This window comes from Micromonospora sp. NPDC048930 (assembly GCF_043197935.1).
Classification (GTDB): Bacteria; Actinomycetota; Actinomycetes; order Mycobacteriales; family Micromonosporaceae; genus Micromonospora.
In genome coordinates, this window is record NZ_JBICUB010000004.1 from 424,375 (window position 1) to 439,306 (window position 14,932).

Consider the following 14,932-nt stretch of genomic DNA (forward strand, 5'->3'; position numbering starts at 1 on the left):
GGGGGTGGACACCCCCCCACTCTCCCACCCGGCCCCCTCCCCCCGCAACGGCCATGGCGGTCCCGCGGCGGGGCGGGTCGGCAACATAACCCCGGCGCCGGCCCGGGGGGGCCGGCGCCGCGCCGGACGCGGGACGCTGCCGGAGACGCCGGCGTCCGGGTTCACGACGGTGGCCGGCCGCGCCCTCCCCGGCTGCGACCGGCCACCGTGTCCCTGTGCGGCGGGGCTCAGTACGAGTAGCCGCCGCCGTCGGACCCGCCCGAGTCGCCGGTGGCCGGCGGGGCGACCGCCTTCGGGGTGCCGGTGGGCACGCAGGTCAGGTTCTTCCTGCCGTTCTGGTCGATCACCCACCAGGTGCCGCCGACCCCCTGGCCCTTCCACTGGCCGGGCTTCTTGTCGCCGATGTAGCGATAGACCGGCCAGCCCCCGATGGTGAGCTGCCGGGTGCCGTCCTGGCGGGTGACCGTGCCGACCTTGTCGTCGGAGACGCCCTGCAACTGCGGGTTGCCGTCGGTCAGCGCGGGCGGCCAGACCTGGGCGCACTTGTCCACGCAGTTGGACTGCGGCGGGTCGGCCGAGTCCTTGTCGAAGCGGTAGAGGACCCAGCCGTCCTGGTCGGTGACGACGTTGCCCATCCGGGGGACCTTCTTGCCGACCAGCTGGTCGGTGAGCTGCACGTCGGCCGGGGGAGCGCCCTGGTCGGTGCTGGGGGCGTCCGCGGTCGCGGAGGCCTCCGGCTCGGCGGTGGGTTCGGCCGCGGCGACGGCGACCGGCTCGGCCGCGCTCGAGTTCGCCCCGTTGTAGCCCGCGGGTGCGCAGGCCGTTAGTGCGACCATCGCGCTCGCGACGATGACGGTCGTCCGCTTCAGGTGTGCCACGTGCCCTCCTCAATCTCGGCAGTTCACGGGGTAGTACGGCTGCTGCGCTGTCAAGGTTGAAGAGGAAAGGGTGCTCAATTTCACAGTGGACGGTTTGAACCGTTCCGGCCCGCGCTGCGTACGGGAGCACGTCGGGCAACCCGTGCCCGGACACGACGGAACGGCGCCGGGCGTGTCGCTGCCCGGCGCCGGCGTCGCGGCGGATCAGAGGTCGGCCACCGTCACCAGCGGCGTGGCGACCCCGTGCACGTCGATCGACTGCACCTGGATCTTCGCGATGTCGTCGACGGTGGCGGCGGTGGACGCGCTCAGTTGCAGCGCCTGCGGATTCGTGCTCGTCCCGTAGCCGCCGCCCGGCACCGACCAGGTGGAGACCACCTCGCTGGTGCTGTTCTTCCGGAACACCACCAGCCGGCAGGTCCGCGGGCCCGGCAGCTTGGTGAGCCACACGCTGATCTGTGTGCCGTACTCCTTGTTGGCCACCCACATGGTCGTCTTCACCCCGGTGGCCGGGTCGGTCGCGTCGTGCTGTTCGCCGTCGGGTTCGATAAAGCCGATGCCCGGCCCGGACGCTGTGGGTTCGGCGGTCGGCGCGGCGGTGGGGACGCTCTGGGTCGGCTCGGCCTGGGGCACCCGCTGGCCGTCGTCGAAGACGGTGGCGAAGCCGACACCGCTCAGCGCGCCGAAGGCCACCACGGCCGCCGCGGTGGCGAAGATCTGCCGCATCCGGGTCCGCCGCCGGTCCCGCCGGACCGCCATCAGCGTCCGGTCCAGCAGCGCGGGATCCGTGTGGGTCTGCTCCAGCGCCATCATCGTCTCGCCGTCGATGCCGGAGAGCAGGCCGACCACCGGCACCATCGTCTCCAGCTCCGCGGCGCACGCCCAGCAGGTGGCGAGGTGCTCCTCGAACCGTTCCACGTCCTGCGGGTCCAGCACGCCGAGCGCGTACGCTGCGACGTCCATGTGATCTGCCCGGCTCATTCCGTCACCCCCCTTTCCTGCAGAGCCGTGCGCAGCGCGCGCAGCGCGTAGTAGACCCGCGACTTGGCGGTGCCGAGCGGAAGGCCCAGCTCCTCGGCCGCCTCGGGCACGGTACGCCCCCGGAAGTACGTGGCCACCAGGATCTCCCGGTGGGACTGGCTCAGCGTACGCAGCGCGTCGGCCACGGTCATCGTGCGCAGCACCCGGTCGGTGCTGTCCGCCTCGGCGAACGCGGTCAGGTCCCGGTCGTACGTCTCCGCCGGACGCGCCTGTTCACTGCGGTGCTCGTCGATGACGATGCGGCGGGCCACCGTGACCAGCCACGGGCGCAGCGAGCCCTGGCCCTGGGTGCCCAGCCGGTGCGCGTTGCGCCAGGCCCGCAGCAGGGTCTCCTGCACGATGTCCTCGGCGCGCTGCCGGTCGCCGCCGGTCAGCCGCATCACGAACATCAGCAGCGGCCCGGCGTGCTCGGCGTAGAGCAGCCGGATCAGCTGGTCGGAGTGACTGGCCTCAGTGGACGCCGCCTGGTGGCGCCCGGGCGCCGGTCGCGGCGTCACCGGGTCATTCTGGCGATCCGTGGATCGTGCGTCGACCCCGCGGCCCGACCTCGACGCGCGCGGCTGGGGCTGCGCCCGGGCGAACATCCACTCGGGCCTCGCCACCTCGCCGTGCCAGCCGGCCGCCACCGCATGCATGCAGACCTCCGGGTGTCCAGGACATCAGCCGGCCCCCCACGGGCATGGCCGCCCGGTGATACGGAGCGGTCCGCCGAGCGGATCAACGACGTACGGAAAAAATCCCGGGCGGTGGCGGGGTGGAGTCGGTGGCGTCCGCGTCGTGGACCACCGGGGCGCCGCCGGCGAACCGGTCCAGCTCCGGGCCGGACAGCACCCGGCCGGGGAACCAGTCCCCGGCGGCGCGCCGGGCCAACTCCGGCACCGGCGGCTCGATCCGGGACGCGACCAGCACCAGGTTGCCGTAGCGCCGGCCGCGCAGCACCGCCGCGTCGCCCACCAAACAGGCCCGGGGCAGCACCGCGCGCACCGTGGCCACCTGCGCGCGGGCGTGCCGCAGCGGCGGGCCGTCGGCGATGTTCGCCAGGTAGCACCCGTCGGGACGGAGCACCCGGGCCACCTCGGCCGCGTACTCCACTGAGGTCAGGTGGGCCGGGGTACGGGCGCCGGCGAAGACGTCGGCGACCACCAGGTCGTAGCTGGCGTCCCGGCTGGACGTCAGGGTGGCCCGGGCGTCCGCCACCCGGACCCGCAGCCGCGGGTCGCTCGGCCAGGGCAGCACCCGGCGGACCAGCTCCACCAGCGCGCCGTCCACCTCGGACACCCGCTGGGTGGAGCCGGGGCGGGTGGCGGTGACGTACCGGGGCAGGGTCAGCGCGCCGCCGCCCAGGTGCAGCACGCGCAGCGGCGTGCCGGCCGGGGCGACCAGGTCGATCGCGGCGGCCAGCCGGCGCACGTACTCGAACTCCAGGTGTGTCGGGTCGGCCAGGTCCACGTGCGACTGCGGGGCGCCGTCGAGCAGCAGGGTCCAGGAGCCCGGCCGGTCCGGGTCCGGCACCAGCTCGGCCTGCCCGGTGTCGACCTGCTCGACCACCCGGTCGGTGCCGCGCCGGCGGCCCATCAGCGCCGGATCCCCCGGGCCGCCGCGGTCAGCACCCGGTGCAGCAGGCGGGCGTCGCCGAGCAGCCCGCGCAGCCGGCGCTCCAGGCCGGCGATCGGGATCAGGTTCTGCGGGGCCCGCGGGTCCTTGTACGGGCTGGAGGCGAACCGGGGGAGGGTGACCAGGGAGAGGTCGGCCAGCTCGATCGCCTCGGTCTCGGTCAGCTCGGCCGAGCACTCCATCCGGACGATGCCCGCCCAGGGAGCGCCGCCGGCGACCGGCAGCCGCAGATACCAGGAGTAGCCGCCCCACGCGGTGCCCAGCCGGAACACCGGGCAGCGCTGGCCCGGGGCCAGGCCGGTGACCACCGCGGTGAGCCGGGCGTCGAGGTACTGGCTGTGCTGGGTCTTGATGTAGCCCAGCGTGCGGGGCAGGTTGCGGCGGCTGCGCAGCGGCCCGTCCACCACCAGCAGGTCGCCGTCGGTGCGCACCGCGTCGGAGACCGCGACCTCCAGCGCGGTCAGCGGGCCCTGCACCGCGGCCGGCAGCTTGCTCAGCTCGCCGGTGCCGCCGACCCGGTGCACCGGGTAGCGGATCCGCCCGGCCACCACGTCCTGCGCGGACGGGCTGGCGGTGAAGAGCCCCCGGCCCACCTCCGCCCCGGCCAGCTCCGCCGCGCCGCGTTCCAGGTCGCAGCGGACCACCCCGGCGGCGTACGAGGCGGCGATGCCCGGGTACGAGCCGCCGTCGTCCTCGGCCGTCCAGACGCTGGCGTCGATCCGGCGTACCCCGTCGACCAGCAGCACCACGTCCGGGGCGACCAGGTCCCGCCGGACCCCGATGGCCCGCCAGTCGGTGGCCGGCAGCTCGACGTCGGCGTCCACCTGGGCGCTGCTCGGCGCGGCCGGGCCGCCCCCGCCGGCGGCCTCGAACGACGCGCCGTACGCCGGGTCCCACGCGTCGACGAAGAACCGCGTCACGTCGTACCTCTCACAGGCCGCTCCGTTCCACCCGGGCGGTGCGGGCGTCCTTGCGGACCTCGAAGCGGACCGGGATCCGCTCGGCGAGGGCCGGTACGTGGGTGACCACGCCGACCATCCGGTCGCCCCGGGCCGCCAGGCTCTCCAGGGTGGCGGCGACGGTGTCCAGGGTGGCCGCGTCGAGGGTGCCGAAGCCCTCGTCGAGGACGATCGACTCCAGGCTGGCCGCGGTGGTGGACATCCCGGCGAGTTGCTCCGACAGCGCCAGGGCCAGCGCCAGCGAGGCCTGGAAGGTCTCCCCGCCGGAGAGGGTGCGCACGCCCCGGCGCAGCCCGGCGTCGTGGTGGTCGACCACGAAGAACTCGCCCTTGTCGTGGACCAGGTCGTACTGGCCGTTGGACAGCTCGCGCAGGATCCGCGACGCGCCGTCGACCAGCAGGTCCAGCGCCTCGGCCAGCAGCCAGCGCTCGAAGTTGTTGGCCCGCAGGTGCCCGGCGAGGGCGCGGGCGACCCGGGCCTCCCGTTCGTGGCCGGCACGCTGTTCGTGCAGCTCGGCGGCCTGCTCGCGGCGTTCCTCCAGCCGGCGCAGCTCCGCCTCGGCCCGCTCGACCGCCACCGCCGCGTCCCGCAGCGGGTCGTCGGCCGCGTCCAGCCCGGCGGCGGTGAAGAGCCCCGCGATCCGCTCCCCGACCTCGCCGGCCGCGGCCTCCGCCGCGCCCACCGCGGCGACCAGCCCGTCCCGGTCGGCCCGCCGCCGGTCGGCCTGTTCGCCGGCCCAGCCGGCGAGCGCGGCCCAGGCGGCGGCCACGTCGTCGCGGTCGGCGGCCGGCGGCCCGAACCGGGCCAGCCCGTCCCGGGTGGTGTCGAAGTCCCGCCAGGCGCGACGCAGCCGCTCCTCCGCGCCGTCGAGCGCGCCCCGGGCCCGGCGGGCGGCGTCCCGGCCGGCCCGGACCGCGCCGGCTGCCTCCTCCAGGGCGCGGCGCAGCCGGGCGTGCTCGGCCAGGCTCTCCCGCAGCGTCTCCAGCGCGGCGGCGTCGGCGAGCTGCTCGTCCAGTTCGGTCAGCCGGGCCTGGAGCTGGTCGTGCTCGGTGCGGGCGCGCAGCAGCACCCGGTCCAGCTCCCGGGCGGCGGTGTCGCGCTCCTGCACCACCCGCTTCGCGGCCTCGCTGGCCGCCCGGGCCGCCTTGCCCGCCTCGATCGCCCGGGCCACCGCCGATCCCTCGGGCACCGCCGGCACCCGGGAGACCACCTGCTCGCAGACCGGGCACGCGGCGCCGGAGACCAGGTGCGCCCGCAGCGCGACCGCCTGGTCGGTGGCCTTGGCCTCCTCGTGCGCCCGGAACGCGGCCTCCAGCTGCGCCTCGGCGCGTTCGGCGGCCGCCCGGGCCGCCACCAGCGCGTCGGCCGCCGCGTCGTGCTCGGCCTGTGCCGCGGTCACCGCCGCGCCTACCGCCGCCACCTCGCCGGTCAGCCGCTCCCGGTCGGCGTGCGCCTTGAGTAGCAGCCGCAGCGCGCTCTCGTCGCCGGCCGCGGCCAGCTCCCCGCGCAGCTTCTCCTCCCCCTCCTCGGCCAGCCCGACCGCCGTCGCGGCCTCGTCGGCCGCCACCCGCGCGGTGGCCACCGCCCGGGCCAGCTCGGCGATCCCGTCCGGCGGCCGGACCCCGGCCAGCACGGCCAGCTCCGCGTCGAGCGCCGCGAGCGCCGCCGCCTGCTCCCGCGCCGCCGCCCGGGCCCGGTCCAGCTCCGGTACGGCCGCCGCGACCGCCCCGGCCAGCTCGCGCATCCGGTCGACCCGCTCCCGCGCCCCGCCGAGGGCCGCGTCGTCGATGTCGGCGAGCCCGCCGAGCATCCGGTCGACCGCCTCCAGCTTCGCCTCGGCCTGCCCGGCGCGCTCGGTGGCCTTCTTCTGCACCTCCTCGTAGATGCCGAGGCCGAGCAGGTTGACCAGGATCTGCTGCCGGGTGGCCGGCTTGGCGTGCAGGAAGTCGGCGAACTGCCCCTGCGGCAGCAGCACGCAGCTGGTGAACTGCTCGTACGGCAGGCCGACCGCGTCCAGCACCGCCTGCTCCATCTCGGCGGGGGTGCCGGCCACCACCTCGCCGAGGTCCTCCGGGCTGAGCCCGGTGTCGAGCTTGGTGACGTCGAAGCCGGGCGGCATCAGCTGCAACCCGGCGTTGGCCGTCTTCACCGTGCCCCGACCGTCCCGGCGGACCACCCGGGTCGCCACGTACCGGTCGCCGGCGGACTCGAAGACCAGCCGCACCCGGGCCTCGGTGGCCGAGGGAGCGAGCGCGTTGGCCAGCCCGCGGGCGCCGCCCCAGCGGGGCACCGTGCCGTAGAGGGCGAAGCAGATCGCGTCGAGCACCGTCGACTTGCCGGAGCCGGTCGGCCCGACCAGGGCGAAGAAGTCCGCGTCGGTGAAGTCGACGGTGGTCTCCTCGCGGAAGACGGTGAAGCCCGCCATGTCCAGCCGCATCGGTCGCATCAGCGGTCGACCTCCTCGAGCAGCTCGTCGAAGAGCTCCTGGACGCCCTCGTCGGCGTGCCCCCGGCTGCCCAGGTAGTCGGCGAAGAGCTCGCGCGGCGACCGGCCGGCCCGCTGCGCGGTGCGGGTGCCGCTGCCGGGCGCCGGCACCAGCTCGGGGTCGATCCGGATCTCCAGCGCCCGGGGCAGCAGCTCCTGCACCTCCTCGCGCAGCCCGGCCCGGGGCTGCTCGCGGACGTAGACCCGCAGCCAGCCCTCGGGGGCGTCCAGCTCGGCGAGCTGCGCCAGGGTGCCCCGGACCGTACGCAGCGGCACCGCGCCCGGCACCGGCACCTCCCGGATCTGGGCCGCCGTCGTCGCGGTGACCTCGACGATCGTGACCGAGCCGACGTTCTCCTGCTCGCCGAAGTCGACGGCGAGGGGGCTGCCGCTGTAGCGGATCGGGCACGGGCCGATGACCCGCTGGGAGCGGTGCAGGTGGCCCAGCGCCACGTAGTGCGCGGTGCCGGGGAAGACCGTGGCCGGGACCGCGTAGCCGAGGACGGTGTGCGCGTCCCGCTCGCCGCCGCCGGTGCTCGCCCCGACCACGGTGAGGTGGGCGGTGACCAGGTGCACCCAGTCCGGCTCGGTGAAGCCCTCGGCGAGCCGGGCGAGGACCCGCCCGAGGTGGTCGGCGTACGTCTGGTTGGCCTCGGCGGCGGTCAGCTCGTACATCTCCACGGCGCGCACCGCGTACCGCTGGGAGAGGAACGGCAGCGCGGCCAACCGCCAGCGCTCGCCGCCGGCGGTGACCCCGTCGATGACGTGCTCGGCCGGGTTGTCCCGGACGCCGCCGCGCAGCGTGATGCCGGCCGCCTCGGCCCACGGGCGCAGCGCGTCCAGCGCCGGCCCGTTGTCGTGGTTGCCGCCGATCGCCACCACGTCCGCCCCGGTCCGCCGCAGCGCGGTCAGCGCCCGGGTGACCAGGCGGGTCGCCTCCGGGGTCGGCGCGGCGGTGTCGTAGAGGTCGCCGGCCACGATCACCAGGTCGGGCCGCTCGGTCCGGGCGATCTCGATCACCTGGGCGAGGACGTGCTTGTGCTCCTCGGCGCGGGACTGCCCCTTGAGGACCTTGCCGACGTGCCAGTCGGAGGTGTGCAGGATCTTCATGCTCACCAGCCCCTAGAACGGGATGTCGTCGTCGGAGCCGCCGGAGCCCACCACCGCGAACGGGTCGGCCGCCTGGGTGATCGAGCGGAGCGTCTCCGACGGCGCCCGGCCGGCCTCGGAGACCCGGGTGGCCCAGGCCGGGAAGGGGAACTCCAGGCAGAGCGGCACCGGGATGTCCGGCTGGTTGACGAACATGGTGCCGGGCTTGGCCAGCAGCGCCCGCTGCCGCTGGGCGGGCGGGAGGAAACCGTATTCCGGGCGGGACGCCTCGGCCGGATCGAGCCGGCCGACCACCCGGATCGCCGAGTTGGTGACGATCCGGCGCTCCACCTCGCTGGCCGTCTGCTGCGCGCCGACCAGGATCACCCCGAGCGAGCGACCCCGCTCGGCGATGTCGAGCAGCACCTCCTTGATCGGGGAGGAGCCCTCGCGCGGGGCGTACTTGTTGAGCTCGTCGAGCACCACGAAGAGCAGCGGCTTGGCGGTGCCGGCCTTCTCCTTGCGCTCGAACTCGCTCTTGAGCGTCACGCCGACCACGAAGCGCTGCGCCCGGTCCGGCAGGTTGTGCAGGTCGACCACGGTGACCTGGGCGCTCTCCGCGGTGTTGATCGAGTGCGGCCGGCGGACCGCCAGGTCGCCGCGGATGAGCCGCCCCAGGTCCTTCTTGCTGCCGATCAGCCGGCGGGCGAACGCGTTGACCGTGCCCAGGCCCACCGCGCTGCCCGCCCAGTCGCCCCGGGTCTCGTCGTCGTTGAGCTGCTCGACGACGTGGTCGACCAGGTCGGCGTAGGACCCCAACCGGACCCCGTCGATGCTCACCCCGCCGTCGGCGGGCTGGGCGTACCGGGCCAGGTGGGCGGCGACCGAGTGCACCACCATCGTGTACTGCTGCCGCTCGTCGTCGGCGTCGGCGAAGACGTAGGGCAGCAGACGGTCGGCGCAGAACTCGCTCAACGTCCAGTAGAAGCTGTCCACCCCGGTCAGCCGGCTGCTCACGTCGGGCGTGCCGGAGGAGTCGCCGACCCGGGGCGGCGCGTAGACCCGCACGTCGGGGAAGGCCCCGGCCGCCAGGCCGAGCTTCGCGTAGCCGGCCCGGGTGTCGTCGTCCAGCCGGGTGTTGGGGTGGTCGAGGAAGAGCAGGTCCTCGCCCTTGACGTTGAAGATGAGCGCCTTGGCGTTGACCGCGTCGCCGCCGAGCACCCCGGACCGGAAGACCGAGTAGAGCAGGAACGTGGCGAAGCTGGTCTTGGTGGCGACGCCGGAGATGCCGGAGATGGAGACGTGCGCGCCCCGGGTGCCGTCGAGGAAGTCGGCGTTGAGGTAGACCGGGACGCCGTCGCGGCCCATGCCCATCGGGATGCGCCGCTCCATCCGGTCGAAGTGCAGCGCCCGGGCCCGGGCGTCGCCCTCGGCCCGGTGCACCACCGCGCCGGGGGTGGGCGGCACGTAGAACTCGGGGTCGACCCGGGTGGTGGTGACCTCGGCGGCCTCCTGCACCTGGGCCGGGAGCGTGCCGTCGGCGATGGCGAAGACATCGGAGTCGAACTGCGCCCCCTCGTGCCGGGCGCGCACCTGGGTGACCACGCCGGCGATGGTCACCGGCTCCCGGTCGGGCAGTTCGCGGCGGGTCACCACCACGTCGTCGAGCTGCAGGTAGCTGCCGGGGGAGACGGCGGTCCAGAAGGTGAGCGGGGTGGCGTCGGCGGTGCCGAGCACCCGGCCGACCCCGTCGCCGGGGCCGTCGATCAGGTCGTCGGTCATCGGCGGTCTCCGGTCGGCTGGTCGTCTCGGTCGCGGGGCACGACCTGCATCCTGCCCGAGGGATGCGACAGGTTGCCACGCGACGCGGCGGACGCCACGGGACGGAACCGGCGACCTTGCCGAGGGTTCTCGGGTGACCACGGCGCGTACGACGTCCGCGCCGTTTCCGCCCCGTGTCGGGGGGATCCGCGAGATCCTTCAGAGGGAGGGCGGGAGTGGATGTGGGATCGACACGACGGCGGTGGTTCGGACTGCTCGTCCTCGCTGCGCTGCCGCCGATGGTCGAGGAGGCGCTGCTGGTCGCCGTCGACTTCCACGCCGCCCGCGGACTCGCCCCGCAGGTCACCGCCGTCTGGCCCTACGACTCGTACCACGACCTGCGCTGGCTGCTGGTCTACCACGACTCCTGGTTCGCCTTCGTGGTCGGGCTGCTCGTCGTCACGGCGGTCCGGGGCGTGCTCTCCGCCGGGCTGACCGCGCTGGCCTGGCCGGCCGGCACGCCGCGTCCCGCCTGGGGGTGGCTGGTCCGGCGCAACCTGGAGGTCGCGGCGCTGGCCACGGTGGTCATCTCCCCGTGGGCCGCGCTCTCCGTCGCCTTCTCCGCGGTGGCGCTCTCCTGGTACCTGTTCGCCTCGCTCGCCCCGATGGTGGTGCTCGCCCCCTTCCTGGCCCGGGCCGGCGTGGTCGCCAAGTGGTGGCGGGGGTTGCCGAAGATCGAGCTGTTCGGCTGGTCGTCGCTGAACTTCGTGGTGCTCACCATGGCCGGCGCCCTGATCTCGAGCACCCCCGATGGGTGGACCGTGGGCGTGGCCGGGGTGGCCGGCCTGGCGAACGGGCTGCTCTGGCAACGGGCCGTGGCCGTCGCGGCGCGGCCGGGCCGGCGCCGCCTGCCCCAGGTCCCGGTCGCCCCGATCGCGATCGCGCTCACCATCGCGGGCGCGGTGTTCGCCCAGACCCTGATCGGCATCGCCGCCGGCGGCAAGGGAATGTGGCGACCGCCGGTCCTCGCCGAGCGGCTGCCGGACCGGGTGCCGTACGCGGTGATCGTCCTCAGCGGGCACGACTCGCGCTGGGACGGCGATCCGCCCGCCGACCCGCGGGTCGAAAGGTTCTCCTACCGTGGGCTGGACGCGCAGGGCCGGCCCCTGCCGTACTCGCCGGACGCGACCCACCAGGCGCTCGACCGGAGCGCCGCGCTGCTCGCCGACCAGGTAAGTGCGCTGCACAAACGCACCGGTCGGCCGATCGCCCTGATCGGCCAGAGCGAGGGCTCGATGGTCGCCCGCACGTACCTGGAGCGGCTGCCCCCCGGCCCGGTGACCGCCGTGGTGATGTTCAGCCCGCTGGTCCAGGCCGGCCGGACCTACTACCCGCCGCCGGGGCACGAGGGTTGGGGGGTCGCGGCCGGCTGGGAGTTGCGCATCCTGCTCTGGCTGGCGAACCTGCCCCGATCGGTGAAGGACGAACCCGACGAGGAGTTCGTCCGCTCGGTGCTGGCCAACGCGCCCTTCTACCGCAACCGCATCCTCTGCCCGGTGGGCGGCGTCCGGATGATCGCCTTCCTGCCCACCATCAGCGCCGCCGAGGCACCCCCGGGTGAGTACAGCCGCATCCCCGTCTTCGAGGCGCCGGCGTTCCACGGCGGGCTGCTCGGGCAGCGGACGGTCGAGGACCGGGTGGTCGCCTTCCTGGCCGGCGAGCCGGTGGAACAGCCCCGCCGGGAGTACCGGCTGCTCCAGCGGCTGGGTGCCGCCTGGCAGGCGCCGCCCCTGCTGCTGACGGTCAACCCGCTGTGGTCGGCGACTCGGGAGGCCGACCCGGCGCAGACGGGCCGGGTCTGCGAGCCGCGCTGAACCAGCGCACCGCGCGGCGGTGCCGGAGCAGCAGCCGGATCGCCGCGCCGTCGAGCCCGACCACGAGGACGGCCCGGATCGGCGCGTACGGGAAGAGCAGCAGATCGGCGGTGATCGCGAGCACGGCGCAGCCGAGGGCGAGCGGCACCGTCCCGCGTCGCCCGGTGACCACCAGCAGCCCGGCCAGCGTCACCGCGACGCCGACCGCCACGTGCAGCCAGGCCCAAGCGGTGATGTCGACCGCGTACATCCCCTGACCGGTCTCCACCACGAACCGGTTGGGGAACGTCTGCGCCCACGCCGTCACGACGTCCACCAGCCCGGCCCCGGCCAGCAGGCCGGCGGCGAGCAGCGGTCGGCCGGGCCCGGCCGACCCGACCCCATCCCTCGCCGTGGACCCCATCGCCCCAGGTTACGGCGCGGGTGCGGGGGAGGTGGCCGGTCGGGACGATGCCGAGGAGTGGTGAACGCGACGCGAAAATTCGTCAAAAAATCTTGGCCGCAAGACGTGACAGACAAGGGGCGGGTGACGCAAGAATGTGCAACAACGCATCGAGGATCTTTCCTCCATCGATCCCGTGCGCGTCGTCACGCCCTGCCACCTGCGGGGACGTGTCCGGCCCGCCGCCCATCGCCGGCGGGTCCCGCCGGTCGGCACCCCCCCGACCGGCAGTTCTAGTGAAGGTAGGAGCTCCATGCGTCGTACCACCCTCCTGGGCGGCCTGGCCACGGCCGCGCTGCTGGCCGCCGCCGGCAGCCTGCCGACCACCGCCTCCGCCGCCCCCGTGTCCGGTGACGCGTTCACCCGCGCGGTGGCCCAGCTCAAGGCCCACTCGGGCAGCGCGCTCGTCGCCGACGGCCAGACGTTCACCCTGAAGAACGTGTCGACCGACGCCGACGGCACCGAGCACGTCCGGCTCAACCGTTACCAGGACGGCCTGCCCGTCCTCGGCGGCGACACCGTCGTCCACCTGGGCAAGGGCAACACCTGGAAGGGCGCCAGCCAGAGCCTCGCCGCCGCCCCGACCCGGGGCGCCAAGGCCCGGGTCAGCGCCGCCGCCGCCGACCGCGCCGCGCTCGCCACCTCGACCGCCGCCACCCGCCGGGTCGACGGCAGCCAGCTCGTGTACGACGCCGACGCCACCGGCACCGCCCTCGCCTACGAGGTCGTGGTCGGCGGCGCCTACGCCGACGGCACCCCGAGCGAGCTGCACGTGCTGGTCGACGCCACCACCGGCACGGTCCGCGACTCGTGGGAGGGCGTGCAGCGCGACGGCACGGGCAACACCTTCCACTCGGGCTCGGTCGCGGTCGGCACCACCCTCTCCGGTGGCACCTACCAGCTCAACGACGGCGCCCGGGGCGGTCACAAGACCTACGACCTGAACGGCGGCACCAGCGGCACCGGCACCCTGGTCACCAACGCCTCGAACGTCTTCGGCGACGGCACCCTGGCCAACCGGCAGACCACCGCCGCGGACGCCGCGTACGGCGCGGCCGAGACCTGGGACTACTACAAGAGCACGTTCGGCCGTAACGGCATCCGCAACGACGGGGTCGCCGCGTACAGCCGGGTGCACTACAGCACCAACTACGTCAACGCGTTCTGGAGCGACTCCTGCTTCTGCATGACCTACGGTGACGGCGACGCCTCCCAGGGCTGGACCCCGCTCACCTCGCTGGACGTCGCCGGGCACGAGATGAGCCACGGCGTCACCAGCAACACCGCGGGCCTGCGCTACAGCGGCGAGTCCGGCGGCCTCAACGAGGCCACCAGCGACATCTTCGGCACCCTGGTCGAGTTCTACGCCGCCAACAGCAACGACCCGGGTGACTACCTGATCGGCGAGGAACTGCGCACCAACGGCGTCCCGCTGCGCTACATGGACAAGCCCTCCAAGGACGGCAGCTCCGCCGACTGCTGGTCCCGCCGGGTCGGCAGCCTGGACGTGCACTACTCCTCCGGCGTGGCGAACCACTTCTTCTACCTGCTCGCCGTCGGCAGTGGCTCCTCGTCGTACGGCAACAGCCCGACCTGCAACGGCAGCACCGTGACCGGCATCGGCAACGCCAAGGCCGGCGCCATCTGGTACCGCGCGCTCACCACCTACATGACCTCGCGGACCGACTACGCCGGCGCCCGCACCGCCACCCTGTCCGCCGCCGCCGACCTGTACGGCGCCGGCAGCGTGGAGTACAACACCGTGGCCGCCGCCTGGTCGGCCGTCTCGGTCAACTGATCGCCCGACCCGGCGTCGGCGGACTCCTCCGCCGCCGGCGCCGGACGGCAGCGCCTTGACGACCGCGGGCGCGGGCATGCCGCACGGCATCCCGCGCCCGCCGTCGTGCCGGCCCGCTGATCGGTGTCCGGCCCTCGCTCAGCCGTCGGCCAGCACCTCGCGCAGGCGGGCGGCGAAGGCACCCGGGTCCTCCACGAACCCGAGGTGCCCGCCGGGGAACATCAGCGGGGCCCCACCCAGCGCCGCGGCGAGCGCCCGCGAGGTGCGGTCGCAGACCTGGCCGGTGGAGGTCTCGCCGAGGCCGACGACCACCCGGGTCGCGCCGTCGCGCAGCGCGGCGACGTCGGGCCGGAACCGGGTGGTGCCCCGGATCATGTGCACGTACTGGAAGTGCTCGTCGGCGGCCGCCTGCGGCTCGGGCTCGCCGCCGAACATGCCCAGCACCGCCTCCTCCGGCAGGTGGATGTTCGCGTTCGCGAGGAACTTGCGCCCGGCGCCGAGCCGGTCCCCGGCCAGGTAGGTGGCGATCATGTCGTCCTCGCGGGCGGACAGTTCCGCCCGGTCCGCCAGCAGCCCGAGCAGCGGCGGCTCGTGGGCGACGACCGTGTGCACCCGCTCCGGGTGGGCCTGGGCGAGGGCGAGGACGGTCACCGCGCCGCCACTGGAGCCCAGCACCGCGGCCGGGCCGGCGTCCAGGTGGGCCAGGAGCCGGGACAGGTCGTCGGCCCGCAGTTCCGGGGTCGAGTCCTGGTGCGGGTCGTGCAGGACGCTGCGGCGGATGCCGCGCGGGTCGGTCGTCAGCACGGTGTGCTCCGCGGCCAGCAGGTCGGCCAGCGGCGCGAAGGCGTCGGCGTCCATCGGGGCGGCGACCAGGGCCACCAGGGGGCCCTGCCCGCGTACCTCGTAGTAGAGCCGCCCGTCGGGGATCTCCAGTGTGTCGGCCGTGACGTGGGCGGTGGACGTGCTGCTCATCGGATCCTCCGGGTTCGTGG

12 protein-coding genes are annotated in these 14,932 nt (G+C 74.7%); 2 read left to right on the forward strand and 10 right to left on the reverse strand.

The genetic code is table 11. The features are described from left to right. Positions 1-227: 227 nt before the first annotated feature. The 8 genes from ACGFI9_RS14105 to ACGFI9_RS14140 form a co-directional block, all read right to left on the reverse strand. Positions 228-878 (reverse strand): hypothetical protein, encoded by a 651-nt coding sequence (locus tag ACGFI9_RS14105; protein ID WP_393178365.1) that lies wholly within the window; start codon positions 876-878, stop codon positions 228-230. 204 nt (positions 879-1,082) lie between these two features. After that, the gene (locus tag ACGFI9_RS14110; protein WP_393178366.1) at positions 1,083-1,841 is read right to left on the reverse strand and encodes an anti-sigma factor family protein; all 759 of its coding nucleotides are present in this window, start codon (positions 1,839-1,841) and stop codon (positions 1,083-1,085) included. Between the two features lie 14 nt (positions 1,842-1,855). After that, positions 1,856-2,554: a sigma-70 family RNA polymerase sigma factor gene (locus ACGFI9_RS14115; RefSeq protein WP_393178367.1), complete on the reverse strand. Its 699-nt coding sequence runs from the start codon at positions 2,552-2,554 to the stop codon at positions 1,856-1,858. Positions 2,555-2,636: 82 nt separating this feature from the next. Then, entirely contained in the window at positions 2,637-3,494 is an 858-nt protein-coding gene (locus ACGFI9_RS14120; RefSeq protein ID WP_393178368.1) for a spermidine synthase, read from the reverse strand. Further along, positions 3,494-4,453 (reverse strand): hypothetical protein, encoded by a 960-nt coding sequence (locus tag ACGFI9_RS14125; protein WP_393178369.1) that lies wholly within the window; start codon positions 4,451-4,453, stop codon positions 3,494-3,496. Before ACGFI9_RS14125 ends, ACGFI9_RS14120 begins: the two co-directional genes overlap by 1 nt. Positions 4,454-4,463: 10 nt before the next feature. Further along, positions 4,464-6,938 (reverse strand): AAA family ATPase, encoded by a 2,475-nt coding sequence (locus ACGFI9_RS14130; protein ID WP_393178370.1) that lies wholly within the window; start codon positions 6,936-6,938, stop codon positions 4,464-4,466. Next, the gene (locus ACGFI9_RS14135) at positions 6,938-8,086 is read right to left on the reverse strand and encodes an exonuclease SbcCD subunit D (RefSeq protein WP_393178371.1); all 1,149 of its coding nucleotides are present in this window, start codon (positions 8,084-8,086) and stop codon (positions 6,938-6,940) included. Before ACGFI9_RS14135 ends, ACGFI9_RS14130 begins: the two co-directional genes overlap by 1 nt. A gap of 12 nt (positions 8,087-8,098) precedes the next feature. Beyond that, entirely contained in the window at positions 8,099-9,847 is a 1,749-nt protein-coding gene (locus ACGFI9_RS14140; RefSeq protein WP_393178372.1) for an ATP-binding protein, read from the reverse strand. Between the two features lie 278 nt (positions 9,848-10,125). Here ACGFI9_RS14140 and ACGFI9_RS14145 point away from each other — a divergent pair, with 278 nt between their 5' ends. Further along, complete coding sequence (locus tag ACGFI9_RS14145) at positions 10,126-11,700, forward strand: hypothetical protein (RefSeq protein WP_393178477.1); 1,575 nt, start codon at positions 10,126-10,128, stop codon at positions 11,698-11,700. Here the strand turns inward: ACGFI9_RS14145 and ACGFI9_RS14150 are convergent. Beyond that, a complete protein-coding gene (locus ACGFI9_RS14150; RefSeq protein WP_393178373.1) occupies positions 11,630-12,103 on the reverse strand; it encodes a hypothetical protein in 474 nt (157 codons plus the stop codon). The two genes, ACGFI9_RS14145 and ACGFI9_RS14150, sit on opposite strands and share 71 nt — an antisense overlap. Before the next feature lie 292 nt (positions 12,104-12,395). On the opposite strand from ACGFI9_RS14150, the gene ACGFI9_RS14155 reads away from it, so the two are divergent. Continuing rightward, positions 12,396-13,940: a M4 family metallopeptidase gene (locus tag ACGFI9_RS14155; RefSeq protein ID WP_393178374.1), complete on the forward strand. Its 1,545-nt coding sequence runs from the start codon at positions 12,396-12,398 to the stop codon at positions 13,938-13,940. A 138-nt stretch (positions 13,941-14,078) separates the two neighbouring features. Here the strand turns inward: ACGFI9_RS14155 and ACGFI9_RS14160 are convergent, their stop codons facing one another. After that, positions 14,079-14,912, reverse strand: a complete 834-nt coding sequence (locus ACGFI9_RS14160; protein WP_393178375.1) for an alpha/beta fold hydrolase — start codon at positions 14,910-14,912, stop codon at positions 14,079-14,081. Positions 14,913-14,932 lie beyond the last annotated feature (20 nt).